Below are 15,543 nucleotides of genomic sequence, written 5' to 3'. Positions count from 1 at the left end.
CAGGTGCTCTTTTCATCCTCGCAAACAGGGACTCTTCCCTTAAGATCAGTTCGTCAGTTTAAAAATTTGAGTTATGCTCAGTACTAATAATCCCGATTTACGTCGGTCTACTCTATTTGTAACCAATAATATCAAAGCCTACCAATAAAATATTATTTTCTGAGCGGTCTCACAAAGGTAGCCAATATTGATTGCCTTGCGAAACAAACGCGCTAAACACATCAACAACCATACTCAACTACTTTGATAACCCTATGACTAACAACTAGTAATAGAGTGGCATGTTTTATGCATGAAACCAATTGCAAGTTTTCGTATATATAGTATAACGAAATGAAAAAGTAAAAACTTAAGTGGAGAATAACGATAATCATGAGTCAATTTGGTAATATACTTCTACTTCTCCCTTGTTTTTTGTGGTCGGTTTTGTGCTTTGGGCAGACCGATAAACCACTTCATTTCCGTACCGAAGTGGGTACTTATTTTTCGACATCGGGCCAAACTCCGTTTTGGCTACGAGCCAATCAATATGGTATCGTCCCAAATGATCAGGCATTTATGACTGTTCGACAAGGCCTGCGCGTCGATTATCATGAATTACCAAAAACCAAGCTCGACAGTCTTCGGGCGGCTAATCGACGTATCGATTGGGGTTGGGGAGCCGAAGTGGTATTTAATGCTGGCTACAACTATAAATTATTAATTCCGGAGGCCTACGTAAAAGTGAAGTTTGGTAAAAACGTTGAAGTCTGGGCAGGCCGACGCCGGGAAATAATCGGCTTGGTCGACTCCACACTTACATCAGGATCATACGCCTGGTCGGGAAATACGCTACCCATGGCGAAAATCCAGCTTGCGATTAACGACTATCTTCCTCGCAATAGTTTATTTGGCTTCAAGGGTTTTTACGCACATGGTTGGTTTGAGGAAGATCGCTTTGTCAATAACACGATGCTCCACCAAAAAGCCCTTTACGGTCGGTTTGGTAAACCCCATTGGCGGATCAAACTTTTCGCAGGAATCAATCACGAGGTCATGTGGGGCGGGAATACTGAACGTTTGCCAGGATCGGTTATCAAAAATAATCAGCTACCCAATCAATTTAGCGATTACATTGACGTAGTCACTGCTGTTACACTAGGAAATCGGACCGATATCGATACCAATCGGGTCAGTGAATTTGATCGAAAAAATCGGATCGGGAATCACCTCGGCACAGTCGATCTGGCGTTTGAGTACACGGCCCGTTCGTTTTCGATCTTCGCTTATCGGCAAAACATCTACGAGGATGGTTCCCTGTTTTATCTCACCAATATTCAGGATGGCTTAAACGGGTTACGGATTCGCAATCGGCGTCCCCGAAATCCCAACGGTTTACAAATTCAGGACATCCTGTTCGAATATCTGTACACCGAAAGTCAGGGCGGAAGTTTATTCCTGGAAAACGATGCCCAGCGAGGTCGCGATAATTATTTCAATCATTCACAATATCAGGACGGCTGGTCGCGCTTTGGGCTCACAATGGGAACTCCTTTTATAAGCCCCTCGACCGACAGTCGCAGCAATTTGCCCCGTTATAGTTTTACCAATAATAATCGGGTTGCGGTCATGCATCTTGGTCTTTCAGGGCAGGTGCTCGATTTCTTTAAGTTTCAGGTAAAAGCCTCTTACAGTACGAATCTCGGCACCTATGAGGTTCCGTTTGACAAACTGGTACACCAATTCTCGTCGGTTCTGTCAGTAGCCGCTCCGCTTGCCATCCTCAACGGAGTAACGGCGAATGCATCGGTGGCTACCGACATTGGCGATCTGTATGATAACAGTGTCGGCTTTTTTATTGGTATTCGGAAAGAAGGCCGGAGTAAGAAACGGCAATCCGCTGACTTTGACTAGCTACCAAGCTATAAAGCTATTTTTTATTTAACCGCAGAGAACGCCAAGACAGAGCGCAAAGGTCTCAAAGTATTCAGTCAGCTACTTAGCGCTCTTTGCGGATTTGCCTTAGCGTTCTCTGCGGTTAAACGGTATCATATTTTCTTTTTTGGTCTCTACATAATAGCAAGCGTTCTATCAGACAAAATGAGTGGTTTTTAGGTTATTGATGTATGAAAGCAGTTCGTATAGTCCGACAAGGCGATAATAACCTACTTCAACTACAGGAATGCCCTATTCCACCACTCGAACCTGGACAAGTGTTGATTCGAGTTCGGGCGGCTGGCGTCAATAGAAGTGACATTCTACTACGGGAAGGAGGTTATGGAACAGACCCAACTGGTCAGATTCCGGGACTTGAAGTAGCTGGAATTATTGAGCAATGTGGGCCTAACACCAGCCGATGGCAAGTTGGGGATCGGGTTTGCGCGCTCATTGCTGGCGGTGGCTATGCGGACTATGTTGCCGTCGATGAGCGGCATTGCCTGCCTATTCCGGTAGATTTATCATTAGTTGAAGCAGCTTCCTTACCCGAAACTGTTCTGACTGTCTGGTCGACGGTTTTCCAGTGGGCACATCTAACAACGGGCGAAAATTTTCTTATTCATGGCGGAAGCAGTGGCATTGGCGTCACGGCCATTCAACTGGCGAAAGGATTCGGAGCAACTGTCTATGCAACGGCAGGCAGTAAAGAAAAATGTGCTACCTGCGAACAGTTAGGAGCTGCCAAATGCATCAATTATAACGAAGAAGACTTTGAAAAAGCGCTTGCGGACGTGGGTATCAACGTTGTGCTCGATATGGTTGGGGGCGATTACACCCCTAAAAATCTCCGGCTACTCGCTACCGATGGACGACTAATGTTTATCAATGCCATGAAAGGTGCCGATAGTCAGATCCATATTCCAACCCTGATGCAAAAACGGATTACGCTTAGCGGCAGTATGCTCAAACCACGGGACGCTCAATTTAAAGCCGACCTGGTTGCTGATGTCGAGCAACAGGTTTGGCCATTAGTAATCGATGGTCGCCTAAAGCCTATTGTTTACCGGACTTTTCCGCTGGCCGAAGCGGCTCAGGCACAAGCATTGATGGCAACTGGTGAACACATTGGCAAAATCATCCTTGAAGTGTTCTAAGTGTCCTAACTAATTGTAAACCATACAAATGTTTACCTTTGGCTCATGAAAAAATAGCCTTACTGACCACTATGGCAACTACTTTTCTGAACGCCGAATGGCGAAATCTAATCTTTGCCAATTACGCCCTCGATCGTCGGGTACTGGCGCCCCTTGTTCCATACGGCACCGAACTCGACGAGTTTAACGGCGTATGCTACGCTAGTCTGGTAGGGTTTTATTTCCAGAATGTAAAACTGCTGGGTCGTGTATCGGTGCCCTTCCATCGGGAGTTTGAAGAATTCAATTTACGGTTTTATGTCCGGCGTAAATCGCCCACTGGCTGGAGACGTGGTGTCGTATTTGTGAAAGAGTTGGTTCCTAAATTTGCCATTTCTCTGGTAGCCAATACACTCTACGGCGAACCTTATGAAACGCACACCATGCGCCATCGTTGGGATATCCAGGAGCACGTCCAGCATATCGACTATGAGTGGGAAGTTGACTCTCATTGGAACCATATCCGAGTCAGTGCCGACCGAATCGGACATCCGCTCGTAGCCGAAAGCGAGGAAGCGTTTATCACTGAACATTACTGGGGTTATACACGACGGGAAGATGAACGTACTTCAGAATATGAAGTTGTTCACCCGCCCTGGAACATCTACCCGGTAAAGACCTACGACGTTCGCTGTGATGTAGCTACTCTTTACGGAACTGACTTTGTACCGTTTTTTGAGCATCCACCCATTTCGGTGTTTCTGGCCGATGGGTCGGCGGTTACAGTCAAATCTGGCGAGGACATAGACCATTGATTTTCAACATTATAACTCACTCTATCACGCTTGAAAATCACAACAATTAGCGACCAATTTGCTTGATAAAGTGCGAGAAAACGCGTATCTTTAATCTAGAAAATCAATCAATTACACCGTATGCAAACGCAGCCAATAGCCCCAGAAAGTCCATTCTTACCAAGTCCGGAGAACTTTCTGAATGACGTTGAAAACTGCCTCAGTTTGTACACGCTCAACGTGTTAAAAGACCGGTTAGTTAGCCAGCATCAGACTAATCCTCAGATTAACACCGAAGCCTACGATGCCATCTGGAAAGCAATGCATCGGAAGTCATGGAAGCTCAAAGGCAAATGGAACAAATACCGCCATCGCTTTCTGGCTAATTCTTGAAAAGGAACTGTTCATTATTTTTTGTCATTCCTCCTGGCGTCGGAATGACAAAAAATAACCTGGATTTTTCACTTTGTGCTTAAAATCCGAGCGACTATTTAATGAGTTAGCCAAACCTGCTGCGTGAAAGCGCCATTGACGGCCGCATCCCAAAATTCAACGCGTACCCAAGTTCTGTTTTTGAGATTCGTTGTAAAGCGAAATGCTTGCTTGCCAAAAGGGAGCGTATTCGTTAAATCAATCCGTTCGCGAAACACCCGCTTTCCATCACCGGATATGATTTCGGCAAACGTTAGCGGAAATGTCCAGTCAACGTTCAGATTGATCGTTGCTTTTCCATCGGCAGGCAGTTGCAGCGTCTCCCCCGCCCCTTTGCCGTTGACTGTGAATTTGGGTAGCATAATTTCACCCGTTGTTACGAAGAATTTCCCCTGCTTCATCACATCCAGAACGGGTTGCCAGCCTTTGCTGTATTCAGGTAGCTTATCCAATTGTAAGTAATTGACATTCAGATGGGCATAGGTTTCGTTCTCCGGCTCCATCGAAAAAATATCTGACTCGGCGATAACGTGTTTTTTCAAGCCCCAGTTGGCCATATCGTCCATCAGGTCCAACACCCGCCGACTCAATCTTGGCTCCGACAAATCGGCGGGGATATTTTTCCAGGCAGCCCCAAAAAAGTGATCGGATTTATAGAATTCTTCGTCTTTGTACTGGTCCGGGAAACCTGTTGACCCTTTCGTTCGGGCGTGGGCTGTCCAGGCAAGGCCATTTTCGACTTGTAAGAGTCTCAGCATGTCGTTTTTATCGGCAATCCGATAGACTTTCCCGTAGGTTGGATCGTCAGTTATGAAAGGCATATCAGGTTTTCGGGACATAATCCAGTACACCGGCTTCGGAAAGAAGTCCAACCAGTGCCCCCCAAAAAAGTTGTTAGGCTCCTCCCCTGGCAATAGCAGGAAATCATGATCTGAGAGTCGTTTGCACTCACTGAACAGCGTTTTAAGTTCCAGCAATCGCTGATCATCAGGCCCTTTGGGGTGTCCAGGTCCGTGAAACTCCGCCAGATGTACAATATTGACACCAGAGTTTTTGAACACCTTCACAAAGTTGGGTACTTCGGGCACCGGCTTTCCTGCCAGCACCGTGTTCATGGTATGCTCGTTGTGAAAGTGGCTCGACATCGTTTTGTAACCTGGCACCACCGGGTACTTGTCGTTGTGCGTAAATCGCTTGACTTCATCCAGGGTTTTAGTGGGGGTATCGGCGCTCAGCAGGCAGAAAAAGTTTAGTCGTTGCCGGGTTCCTGGAGGAGCGTTGACCCAAGGGACCCAGCGTCTATCGCCCATTAAATCCTGCCGGATACCAATACCAAAATCAGGAATCAGGCTCCGATACTTAGTCCCATACCAGGTAAAATCCAGATTGTAGGCTTCATCCAGCGGATAGAAATACTGGTGTGGTGCGGGAAAAACAGCCAGACTTCCACTCCTGGTAGCGCCAATAATTGTTCGGTATTTAACCGCCTGGGCTTTATTGGGCAGATTCAGGTCAGCAGCAATACTATGCATGTTGTTGTCCGTATCGGCCCAGGCCAATGTGTTCCATACAGGCTGTTTCGTCACTAAGCCTGCGTCGTAGAGAATGGCCGTTGAGTCCACTTCAGTGGCCATTACGGCAGCCACATTAATCAACGGACTACCTGCATAGACTGTAATTTCAAGCGCTCCGCTAAATGTAGCTACTTTTACTTCTGAGAGCCGCACTATTGTCCGGGTGCCGATGGTTTTGACGCTGGCATCCCGCTTGGTCAACTCAACCGCGTAGGATTTATGGGGCAGCTTATTGGTCTTGTCGAAAAAGATATTCCAGCCATTTTGAGAAACTAAATCCCGCTTGCCAATAGTCAGCACAAAGGCAGGGTCTAGCTCTTTCACAATCTCATGAACTTTGCCTTGCTGGGTTAACTGAATGCTGCTGAAGAGCGGTTTTGCCTGGTCGAGATTGAGGACAAGTTTAGCCGTTTCTTTACCCTTGGTAGGCCAGCTTACCACTAAACTGTTTCCCTGACTCGTTACACTCGTACCACTCTTTTTCTGGTAACCAGACAAATCTACCGGCAGTTGTGCGTGAGCAACCTGGCAAATCAGCCCTGCTAAAATCAATAGCCGTAGCTTCATAAATCGTCTCCGTTTTGAACCACATAAGAGAATCCTTAGGAGAATCTAATGCCATAGTCTGTTCAACGTGTCATTGTGTTGACAGGCCGATGATTGTTCGAACGATCAGAATTGGTCGTCATAATTTGGTCGGACTAAGTCCGCCAGTTTCTTCGGTGCGACTTCGCAATAAGCCGCCGTTAGGGCGTCAAGTAGCGTTTCTTCGTTTACCTTCTGTAAACTGACCAATGTCCATCCCTGTTTTCCCCATTTGTTAGGCACTGGATAGATAACCGTCCGATCAAATGTTGAGAAAAGATCCTGATCAATTTCTGATAACTTCAGGCAACACCGATTTTCCTTGGCATTCAGCGTTACAACAACCTTCTTTCCTACTTTAAACGACGTTTTGTCGAAGTGAGGCCCTTCGGTCATTTGGGGAAACGACAGAGCCATTTCCCGGAATCTCTCGATCTCAACCATGAGCTTGTAAGTGGTGGATTTGTTTCTCGAAGAACCTGTTCTAACGTTTTAAAATTTCATTTTCCCCAGAAAGGCAGTGAAGTTCCCAGACCGGCTACTTATTTACTCACGCACGCAAAAGTAACCACCTATCAAACTATGCAGATGGCTAATGCATCCGCCAAGACGCTGGTCACCTATCGTCTTCCCAGTGAACAGGAATGGAAAAAATTCGCTAGTCATTTTACTAGTAAAACGAATTGGGGTATAGGTTTCCACTGCGTTCGTTCTATCAAAAAGGTAGCTTAATCATTCTCGCCGGGTTAAAACCCAGCGCAGCTCATCCATTCTGTGTTTTTACATTGGGTTTTAACCCGGCGAGAATGATAAAACCTATAGAGTACTAGTTCATTCCTTTTGCTCCAATAACTGTTTCAGTGCCTTTTTCCCATCCTCGTTGCCGGGCCAGAGTACAATGGATTTCCGATACATAGCAATGGCTTCCTGCTTTTTGCCATCTTTTTCCAGCGCAATGGCATAGCTGTCGTAGGTGTTGCCACTTTTAGGAAAAAGCAATGTATTGAGCTTGAAAACCTCGAGCGAAAGGTCAATATGGTTGGGCAAGGATGCGCTCAATAAGTCAAACCCAAGCCGATTCATTTCTAATTCATCCACGTAATAATGTGTACTGTCATCTTTCAACGAATGGAAGGTGCTCATGGCATGATCGGGGCCTTTTGTAACAAGCGCTTCTCCGTAGACTCGCACCAATGATTTCTTTAGCTGAACGGTAAGCGGAGGCTGATTATTCAGAATGTTAGACAATGAAATCATGACCTGAAGTGGATTAGAATCGGTATTGTCGTAAAAAATGATGGTTTGTGGTTTAGTCAGGTTCCGATGCAGGAAGGTGGTTAAGCCAACAATATGACCATCATGAAACATAAACTGGCTAACAGGTTCCTTCTTGCTGTTGTATACACTCCAACCTAGTCCATACGAACGACTGCTATTGCCCATGTGAAAAGCCATTCCGTTGTTTAAGATGACCGGTTTTGAAGCCACTTCGAGCAAAGCCGGGCTAATCAGTTTACCGACAGACAGCGCCTGATCGAAGCGCCACAAATCCTGAATAGTGCTAACCACATTTCCCGGCCCTATTAAACTGCCCAGATTATAATAGGTATAGAACTGGTTATGATTCAGCGAATCTACATTATGATAGGTGGTCATGTACATAGTAGGCCGGGTGTAGCGGGTCGTATTCCGCATACCTGCCTCCCGAACATAGGTTTGTGCCATGCCAGCGGGCATAAAGACATTCTTTTTCAGATAAGCTGGAAACGGCATCCGGCTCACTTTTTCGACCAGCATGGCCAGTAAGAAATAATTTGTGTTGTTATAGCGGTGGTCATCGCCCGGTTGAAAGGACAATGGTTTTTTCTGAGCAATCAGGTGTTCATAAGCCTGTCGATTCGTGATGATTTCCTCTGGGTGCGCCTTTATGTACTCATCTTCGTAACGCTCCAGGACGGGGAGTCCAGAGGTTTGTGCCACCAGATTTCGAATCGTGATCGTCGGATAGGGGAAATCAGGAAAGTATGTCACGAACGCGTCTTCTAGTTTTAGTTTTTTTCGCTGTACTAGTTGAAGTACGGCTATGGCCGTGAATGGTTTAGATAAGGACGCCAGATTGAACTGGGTTGTATCGGTATTAAGGATGCGTTTATTGAAATCCGCGTAACCAACCGATTTTTTGTAGATAACCCGTCCCTGTTCAGCCACTAGAACGCTTCCATTGAACAGCTGATGATTGGCTAATACAGTTAAAAATGAGTCTATACGCGCCGTTTTAGTCGTTAAGGCGGAATCGGGGTGCTGGGCCAATCCGAACTGACATACAAGAGTGGCGATAAGAATTAGCAGACGTTGGCAACTGATTATTCTGTTCATGGTACGTGTTGGTTAATCCGTTAAAATTTATTGACTTTGGCGATAGATAAGAAAATATTCTTATGTTTAGTGCGTTGATATCCAGAAAGCAAGGCAAACATAGATAAATTTTTAAATACATAAGAAATATTTCTTATGTTTGTTTCATGAAATCAACAAAGACAGAAAAAGGCGATAATCCAGAGCCAACCAAATCAGAGTTGGAGATCCTCCAGGTAGTATGGGAGTTTGGTCCATCAACGGCTCGCTTCGTAAATGACCACCTGAATCAGCATCATCGGAAGGTTATCTATATGTCTACGCTCAAACTGATGCAGATTATGGTAGAAAAGGGTTTCCTCAAAAAAGACGAAAGCCAGATGAAGCACATTTATTGGGCAGCCGTAGAAGAAGGAAAAACGAAAGGGTATCTATTGGATCGAGTGGTGGATACCCTGTTCAACGGGTCGGCGAGTAACTTGATGATGCAGCTGCTGGGAAACAAAAAAATATCCCCCACCGACATGGAGACTTTCCGGGAATTGATGAAGAAAATAGATAACAAACAATAAATACATATGGAATCACCGCTTTTAACTCAATGGATTTCAGGGCAGATGATGAATGCCATCTGCTGGACACTCATTCATTCGCTCTGGATAGGTTTGCTAACGGCGGTGCTTGCTGGTGGGGTAATTTTTGGTACGCCCAAAGCTTCCGCCCGATTTCGCTACCAGCTTTTGTGTGGCTGTTTAGTGACGTTTGTAGGCGCAATGAGTGTCGTTTTTTATCGGGAAGTAATAGCTCATCCACTAGCCCAATCGAATTCATATACATCAGTCTCGATTACGTCTAATACGGTTCCTGCTCTATCCGCAAATCCTGCTCCCCAACTAGTAACCATAAATGCTTCGGTTATCAATCAGTTGAAGGGTTTCATTAATCGACAAGCGGGTTGGATTTTCGCACTCTGGCTGCTGTTTTTTGTCGCTAAAAGCCTGAAATTAATCAGTGGCCTCTATAACGTTCACCGGATTCGGCATTATAAAAATCATGCTTTAGGCGATGAATGGAGCCGGAAAGCGCTGGACTTTGGGCGTGCTTTAGGCATTCAACAGTCGATTGCGCTGGTCCAGTCGGAGTTGGTGAACGTACCGGTTACGATTGGCTTATTGAAACCCATGATTTTGTTGCCCATGGGCCTACTTTTTCAACTCCCCCCCGAACAGATCGACACTATTTTGTGGCACGAACTGGCTCATATACAGCGCCGTGATTATGCCGTGAATTTGTTACAGAGTTTGGTAGAAACTATTTTCTTCTTTAACCCAGGTCTGTTGTGGTTATCGTCTCTGATTCGGGAAGAACGGGAAATCTGCTGCGACGATATTGTACTGGCTCACACTGCCCAAAAAAGCAATTATCTGGAAGCCTTGTTCGCGTTTCAGACGTTCAACACTCAACCTGCCGGGTATGCAATGGCCCTCGGGTTCGGAAAGCAACAATTGATGAACCGATTGAAACGGATGGTTTCGCAGGAAAATAAGCGATTAAGCATCCCCGAAAAAATTGTGCTGCTTTCCAGCTTACTTCTGCTCTCTGCCTTTGCGTTTATTCCCAAAGCTAAATCTGTCCTAGTCGAACGAACTGTGGCGTCAAAAAAGAATGACCTTGCTCAGACAACTGAGCAAGCTTCGGCCAGACAAATCTACAAAATAGCTACTTCCAGCCCCGTTAAAGCAGCCATCCCGAACCAGGACCAGCGCATTCAACTACCTATTGCGCCTAACACAACGCCCAGGGATACAACCCGCACCTTTACCAGCATTTTGTTTGTAAATAACAACCACGATATGGCCAATCGGGAAATGATGGTTCGTGATGACCAGGGTAATCAATACCATCTAAAAATTATCAATAATCAGCTTGTCGCTCTGGACGTTAACGGGGTCTCTCTGTCGGAAAGTGAACAAGCTAATTACAGTGAACTGCTGCCCCAAATTGACCGGGCAATGGCGGAGAAATCGAAGGTAAAGCAGGAAACAGTAGCTGAGTTCAAAGCCAGAGCAGCCGAAAATCAGCGACAGCAACTTAGTCAGTTAAAACAAGCTCAAGCGAGTAAACGCAATTATCTCCAATCGCAGACGGATAAAGCCACTACTGAAAAATCAGAAAAGCAAACACCTGACCTATCCAGTCAATCCGAAAAGCTAGCTAACTATAAAAAACATATAACCACCCTGCCTGATAGCTCAACCAAACTACATGACTGGGCTAAGAAGAAACAACGAACAGCCCCAGACATCTCGTACGATCAGGAACGGGTTCGAGGAGTTATTGCGGCACTAGTCCAGGAGAAAGTAGTAGCCAGTCCGACCGATGTTGATTGGTTTGGATTAACGGAAACTGAGTTGATTGTTAACGGAAACCGACAATCCGATGCATTGCATCAAAAATTAAAGGCCGCCTATGGAATAAAGCCACAATATGGGCTCTATTATGGTCCTGTAAAGATGCATGGAACAGGGGTATTCCTGGACAAACGAGATTTAAAAACGGCTTATATCGGCAACCCACAAACACCTTTAACTCAACCTAAAACGGTATCTCCGATATGGTTTACTAGAGGTCCTTCTCTCGAAACAATAGTTTCTAATTTAGTGGACACAACCCTAAAGTAATCGAACAGTTGAAGTTCATGTTCGATAGTGTAACCATAAAATAGCCCCTACTTTCGATAGCCTGTAGCAAATTAACTGGGTATCGAAGGTAAGGGCTTGATTTATGCAGTTTAGGCTTCCTCCAATGTCTTAATGTCCAGCTTCGACATCTTCATCATGGCAGCCATCGCTCGTTTTGCCTTTTCGGGATCTTTGTTTCCCAGTAATTTTCCTAAGTTCGAAGGCACAATCTGCCACGATACCCCGAATTTATCTTTCAACCAGCCACAGGGACCTGGTGCCCCGCCTTCGGTAAGTTTTTCCCAGTAATAGTCTATTTCTTTCTGGGTTTCGCAGTTCACAAAGAGCGAAATTCCATCCGAAAATTTAAAATGAGGGCCACCATTTAGCGCAAAAAACTCCTGCCCATCTAGCTCAAACGTGACCGACATAACACTGCCCGCTGGTACAGGCGCCCCTTCCCCATAATGGCTAACTCGGTTAATTTTTGAGTTTTTAAATACGGATGTGTAGAGCTTGGCGGCTTCTTCGGCCTGGTCGTTAAAGGTCAGAAATGTCGTGATTGTTTGCATGTTGCTTACTGGTTGTTACAAAACAAATTTACAGCAAAGCGCCCGCAAAGACCGAGGGTAAAAACGACAAATAGCGGGTCAAATCCGACCAATTTCAAGCAGGCAGCAGCCTCCCTTTCCGAATTACCAATTAGAATTGCTTATCCAAAATATGGTACTCTATTTTATGCATATACGGAAAGTACGGTAGTATTTCGATAAGGCTTTTCGTTTTCGGCTCGTCAACACCTTTAAAAATAAGCACGGCGTCTTTTTTAGATGTGGCAATGAAGAAACTCTCTAATAGGCCTTCTTCTTTCCAACGATTTACAAACTCCATTTCCCGCTTTGGTAGTTCTGGATTTGCTTTTATTTGCTCAATTCCATTTTCTGCCAACGTAATTAAAACTAATATCCTATTCATTGCCTCTCTTCGTAAAAAAGTTATTTAATACGTAAACCGGAGGCAAAGTTCACTGTAGGGTCATTGTAAAAATTGTATCAGATCACTTTTCTTCCTGAGTTTCGACGGGGATATACCAAATAATTGATACATATATTTATTCATTTGCGCCGAGTCGTAAAAGCCACATTCGTAGGCAATGGAGGTAAATAACTCATCTTTTTGGGTAAGAATACGCGCTATAGCATTCCTGACCCTAATCCAAACCAGAAGCTTCATGATACTGCTCCCGGTTTGCTGCTTAAACAAAAAAGTCAGTCGGGAAGGCGATAAGCAGACAGTTTTTGCGACGTACTCAAGGGTTAACCTATTAGATTGGTAACCACTATTTATCAGCTCAATGGCATTAAGTATCCTACTATCTACTCGTTGAATGTCATCTTTTAATTGAATAGACTTTACAATATCCTGAATTCTAATTTCATCACCTGATAGCATAAAGAAGTCCATAAACTCGTCTCGACTTCGGAATAGTTCAGTGTTTTTATCACCTAATTTTTCTGCTAATTTTTCGCCCATAAATGAATACGTCTCTATATTCATTATGATTAAATTGCTATTACTACAAGTGCAGGAATGCTCAACTTGTGGTTTGATAACAAAACCAAAGATATTTTCACATTTTTTATTGTCGCATACAGTCAAAAAAGGGTTATCTGTAGTAAAAACGATTTGATAAGCCGAATGCCTATGAATCTCAACGTCTGATTTATAGGCTTTTAAAACTAAAACTAAATTATTCACGTTCAGTATACCTGCTTAACGAACCACAAATCTTAACTCGGCAAACGATTGGGACTTTTTAGACAGTTCTTTACGGGTTATGTCACGATCAAAAAGGCGGTTCAGATTATTCCCGGCCAGGTCTTCCAATCGCCCTTCGATTCGGATTCGATACTCTCCTGTTTGCCACGGCACGTCTGGCGTAAATAAGCCCATTTTCTCTTCCTTTCCGATTTGCCAGCTCCCTGCAACCAGTTGCCCAGTGGGTGTGAACACATGCATTGTTTCGGTTAGTAAACTATAATCAAGCGCTTCGCCAAACGCAACTTCCAAGGGTTGTTCACCTCCTGATTTCGGCTGGGAGATCGTCCATCGAGTTGGTGTGGGTGAAAGACCATCTCGTGAAATCGTCCGAAAGGACTTGGCTACTGGCTTCGCCAAAGTGGCTCCCTGTTGATCGGGCCAATCACGCGAAACAACCAGTTGGTAGTGCTCACCAGCCTGCAAGGGCGTTCCTAATCGTTTGTTCGGCTGTAAATCGCGTTTGATTCGACCGGGGTCCAGCCAGAGCGTCAGTATCGTCCGGTCGGCATTCCATAGCTCTGGTTGAAGATCAAGAAAGACACCAGCCAATGTATCTGTTTTGTTTTTGATCAACGAAACATAATTCAGCGATTGGCCTTCCCGCATCGGTCGGGAAAATTTCAGGTAGATTTTCAGCAGGTTATCCGGCAGCGAATCCTGCGTCGGATAAATCGCCAGGAGTTCAGGTTTATCGTCAGGCGCCAACGCTGGAATAGTCAGTTCGCCAAGTTGGTTATTGCGCAGCCAAACCGTATAGTGTAGCCCACGTGTAAATGGAATCAATGGTTCAAAAATAACAACCTCATTACGTTGGCTGATAGCCCCCGCAATAGCCGTCGTTTTCCCTGCCAGCCGTACCACCAGCAATTGACCCAGCGAATCGACTGGCACCGACTGAAGCAACGGCTTAGGTATGGCAATACCCGTAGCCCGTTTGTCTGACCACTGGATATCGATGCTCGTTTTTTCTGACTGACGGCAGTTCATCAATAAGCCACAAACAAAAAAAATCAGGCTATACATGGCGTATAACCTGATTTTCGCAAACTGGAATTGATTACAAATACCGCTCACTGGAGGTCCAAAGATCAAGGTTGCCATTGGATCGACGTTGCAGCAATACCATTCTCGAGTCATCGAGTTTGTCTAGCTGAATTACGTTTGTAACGGGTAATGAAACGAAATCGACGCCAGCGGTCGCAAAGTTTTCTTCCACGGGTGTAGTCAACGAGCCCTGATAAGCTTCAATACTTTTGGCTTTCACTTTAAATACGGGTCGGCTCGAATTGGCCATCATCAAAAATGATTCATTCCCTTTTTTCAGAATGACCATATCCAGTGGCTGGTTACCACTCCCCATTTCGGCAACCGTACGACCTTTCACATGACTACCGGCCTTTAGCTCATCAAGCGGAAACAAAACCAGCGGGGTGCAGGTGTAGCTGGCCAACAGGTATTTTTTACCCTTGATCTCCGTCGTTGTAAAGGTCTTGATCGGAGCCATTGTTTCATAGCGGCCATGCGCAGCGTGATAGATTTCGAGCGAAGCCTGATCCTGCGCCTTGGTAAACGGAAATGGAATACTGCGGAAGGTAGAGCCAAACTGCTGATTCGACAATCCACTAACCAGTAGCTTGCCGTCGGCAAAACCCATGTCGGAAATGGATGCAACACGCAAAGGCTCTCCCCGGCCATCTTTGGCATCTTCGGCCGGAGCGTTGGTTAGCTCTAGCGTTGAAAAAGGGACATCTTTCAACGACACAGGCGTGATTTTGTCGCTCTCTAGTTTGAGCAATACGGGTGTACCATCGCTGTGCTGCACTGCACAGTACACATTCTTCGACTTCGGATTTACGGCAATATCCTGAATGGTGATATTTTTCACTTCCGTACCCAAAAGAGCCGCAATCTTCTGGTCAACATTTTTGACATCGACCGCATTTGGCTTCTCGACAAGGTTAGCGTCTTTGGTATCAATCGCAAACACGGCGGCACTCTTTCCATCACCAATGAACAAGACGCCCTCGGGGCCAAATGTCAAGGCATTGATCGACTTAATGGCCGGTGTTCCAACTTCCAATCCATACTTGCTTTTAGGCGAACGGGTTGTTGTTGCCAGCAATAAAAGGCCAGCAAACCCGAGCGACAGCACGGCATATATTCGTTTCATGTTGATTGAGTTTAGATTTAAAAGAATACGTTGATTGACAAGGCTAATGTAAGGATAACAACCTGATGTTCAATCCATCTT

General features: G+C 45.2%; 14 protein-coding genes. 6 read left to right on the top strand and 8 right to left on the bottom strand.

The window, feature by feature from the left end; translation table 11 throughout:
* Positions 1–372: 372 nt before the first annotated feature.
* From ACYVGR_RS09070 to ACYVGR_RS09055, 4 genes are all read left to right on the top strand, one after another.
* Positions 373–1,893, top strand: coding sequence for a capsule assembly Wzi family protein (locus tag ACYVGR_RS09070; RefSeq protein ID WP_460955704.1), 1,521 nt, complete (start codon positions 373–375; stop codon positions 1,891–1,893).
* Positions 1,894–2,105: 212 nt separating this feature from the next.
* Positions 2,106–3,071: an NAD(P)H-quinone oxidoreductase gene (locus ACYVGR_RS09065; RefSeq protein WP_460955702.1), complete on the top strand. Its 966-nt coding sequence runs from the start codon at positions 2,106–2,108 to the stop codon at positions 3,069–3,071.
* A gap of 71 nt (positions 3,072–3,142) precedes the next feature.
* Complete coding sequence (locus ACYVGR_RS09060) at positions 3,143–3,865, top strand: YqjF family protein (protein WP_460955700.1); 723 nt, start codon at positions 3,143–3,145, stop codon at positions 3,863–3,865.
* A 120-nt stretch (positions 3,866–3,985) separates the two neighbouring features.
* Positions 3,986–4,237 carry a hypothetical protein gene (locus tag ACYVGR_RS09055; protein ID WP_182463156.1) on the top strand — a complete coding sequence of 84 codons (252 nt, stop codon included), beginning with the start codon at positions 3,986–3,988 and terminating at the stop codon, positions 4,235–4,237.
* 98 nt (positions 4,238–4,335) lie between these two features.
* Here ACYVGR_RS09055 and ACYVGR_RS09050 read toward each other — a convergent pair whose 3' ends face one another.
* From ACYVGR_RS09050 to ACYVGR_RS09040, 3 genes are all read right to left on the bottom strand, one after another.
* Positions 4,336–6,417, bottom strand: coding sequence for a CehA/McbA family metallohydrolase domain-containing protein (locus ACYVGR_RS09050; protein WP_460955697.1), 2,082 nt, complete (start codon positions 6,415–6,417; stop codon positions 4,336–4,338).
* A gap of 105 nt (positions 6,418–6,522) precedes the next feature.
* Entirely contained in the window at positions 6,523–6,879 is a 357-nt protein-coding gene (locus ACYVGR_RS09045) for an MmcQ/YjbR family DNA-binding protein (protein WP_460955695.1), read from the bottom strand.
* 387 nt (positions 6,880–7,266) lie between these two features.
* The gene (locus ACYVGR_RS09040) at positions 7,267–8,811 is read right to left on the bottom strand and encodes a serine hydrolase (protein WP_460955693.1); all 1,545 of its coding nucleotides are present in this window, start codon (positions 8,809–8,811) and stop codon (positions 7,267–7,269) included.
* 146 nt (positions 8,812–8,957) lie between these two features.
* On the opposite strand from ACYVGR_RS09040, the gene ACYVGR_RS09035 reads away from it, so the two are divergent.
* Complete coding sequence (locus tag ACYVGR_RS09035) at positions 8,958–9,362, top strand: BlaI/MecI/CopY family transcriptional regulator (protein ID WP_460955692.1); 405 nt, start codon at positions 8,958–8,960, stop codon at positions 9,360–9,362.
* A 6-nt stretch (positions 9,363–9,368) separates the two neighbouring features.
* Positions 9,369–11,471 (top strand): M56 family metallopeptidase, encoded by a 2,103-nt coding sequence (locus ACYVGR_RS09030; protein ID WP_460955690.1) that lies wholly within the window; start codon positions 9,369–9,371, stop codon positions 11,469–11,471.
* Positions 11,472–11,581: 110 nt separating this feature from the next.
* Here ACYVGR_RS09030 and ACYVGR_RS09025 read toward each other — a convergent pair whose 3' ends face one another.
* From ACYVGR_RS09025 to ACYVGR_RS09005, 5 genes are all read right to left on the bottom strand, one after another.
* Positions 11,582–12,043 (bottom strand): VOC family protein, encoded by a 462-nt coding sequence (locus tag ACYVGR_RS09025; RefSeq protein ID WP_460955688.1) that lies wholly within the window; start codon positions 12,041–12,043, stop codon positions 11,582–11,584.
* Positions 12,044–12,173: 130 nt separating this feature from the next.
* Positions 12,174–12,446 (bottom strand): hypothetical protein, encoded by a 273-nt coding sequence (locus ACYVGR_RS09020; RefSeq protein WP_460955686.1) that lies wholly within the window; start codon positions 12,444–12,446, stop codon positions 12,174–12,176.
* A gap of 60 nt (positions 12,447–12,506) precedes the next feature.
* Positions 12,507–13,229 (bottom strand): helix-turn-helix domain-containing protein, encoded by a 723-nt coding sequence (locus ACYVGR_RS09015; RefSeq protein WP_460955684.1) that lies wholly within the window; start codon positions 13,227–13,229, stop codon positions 12,507–12,509.
* 15 nt (positions 13,230–13,244) lie between these two features.
* The gene (locus ACYVGR_RS09010) at positions 13,245–14,393 is read right to left on the bottom strand and encodes an Ig-like domain-containing domain (RefSeq protein WP_460955682.1); all 1,149 of its coding nucleotides are present in this window, start codon (positions 14,391–14,393) and stop codon (positions 13,245–13,247) included.
* On the bottom strand, positions 14,350–15,462 hold the full coding sequence (locus ACYVGR_RS09005; RefSeq protein WP_460955680.1) for a hypothetical protein: 1,113 nt from the start codon (positions 15,460–15,462) through the stop codon (positions 14,350–14,352). The genes ACYVGR_RS09010 and ACYVGR_RS09005 overlap by 44 nt, the downstream gene beginning before the upstream one ends.
* Positions 15,463–15,543 lie beyond the last annotated feature (81 nt).

It is taken from the genome of Spirosoma litoris, from assembly GCF_054776755.1.
This window is presented reverse-complemented; position numbering and strand designations above follow the sequence as displayed.

What these genes read in the sequence shown, in the direction of transcription:
- ACYVGR_RS09035 (WP_460955692.1), top strand. Translation starts at nt 8,958, where the DNA reads ATGAAATCAACAAAGACAGAAAAAGGCGATAATCCAGAGCCAACCAAA.
- ACYVGR_RS09065 (WP_460955702.1), top strand. Translation starts at nt 2,106, where the DNA reads ATGAAAGCAGTTCGTATAGTCCGACAAGGCGATAATAACCTACTTCAA.
- ACYVGR_RS09070 (WP_460955704.1), top strand. Translation starts at nt 373, where the DNA reads ATGAGTCAATTTGGTAATATACTTCTACTTCTCCCTTGTTTTTTGTGG.
- ACYVGR_RS09010 (WP_460955682.1), bottom strand. Translation starts at nt 14,393, where the DNA reads ATGGCAACCTTGATCTTTGGACCTCCAGTGAGCGGTATTTGTAATCAA.
- ACYVGR_RS09050 (WP_460955697.1), bottom strand. Translation starts at nt 6,417, where the DNA reads ATGAAGCTACGGCTATTGATTTTAGCAGGGCTGATTTGCCAGGTTGCT.
- ACYVGR_RS09005 (WP_460955680.1), bottom strand. Translation starts at nt 15,462, where the DNA reads ATGAAACGAATATATGCCGTGCTGTCGCTCGGGTTTGCTGGCCTTTTA.
- ACYVGR_RS09060 (WP_460955700.1), top strand. Translation starts at nt 3,143, where the DNA reads ATGGCAACTACTTTTCTGAACGCCGAATGGCGAAATCTAATCTTTGCC.
- ACYVGR_RS09055 (WP_182463156.1), top strand. Translation starts at nt 3,986, where the DNA reads ATGCAAACGCAGCCAATAGCCCCAGAAAGTCCATTCTTACCAAGTCCG.
- ACYVGR_RS09040 (WP_460955693.1), bottom strand. Translation starts at nt 8,811, where the DNA reads ATGAACAGAATAATCAGTTGCCAACGTCTGCTAATTCTTATCGCCACT.
- ACYVGR_RS09025 (WP_460955688.1), bottom strand. Translation starts at nt 12,043, where the DNA reads ATGCAAACAATCACGACATTTCTGACCTTTAACGACCAGGCCGAAGAA.
- ACYVGR_RS09020 (WP_460955686.1), bottom strand. Translation starts at nt 12,446, where the DNA reads ATGAATAGGATATTAGTTTTAATTACGTTGGCAGAAAATGGAATTGAG.
- ACYVGR_RS09030 (WP_460955690.1), top strand. Translation starts at nt 9,369, where the DNA reads ATGGAATCACCGCTTTTAACTCAATGGATTTCAGGGCAGATGATGAAT.
- ACYVGR_RS09045 (WP_460955695.1), bottom strand. Translation starts at nt 6,879, where the DNA reads ATGGTTGAGATCGAGAGATTCCGGGAAATGGCTCTGTCGTTTCCCCAA.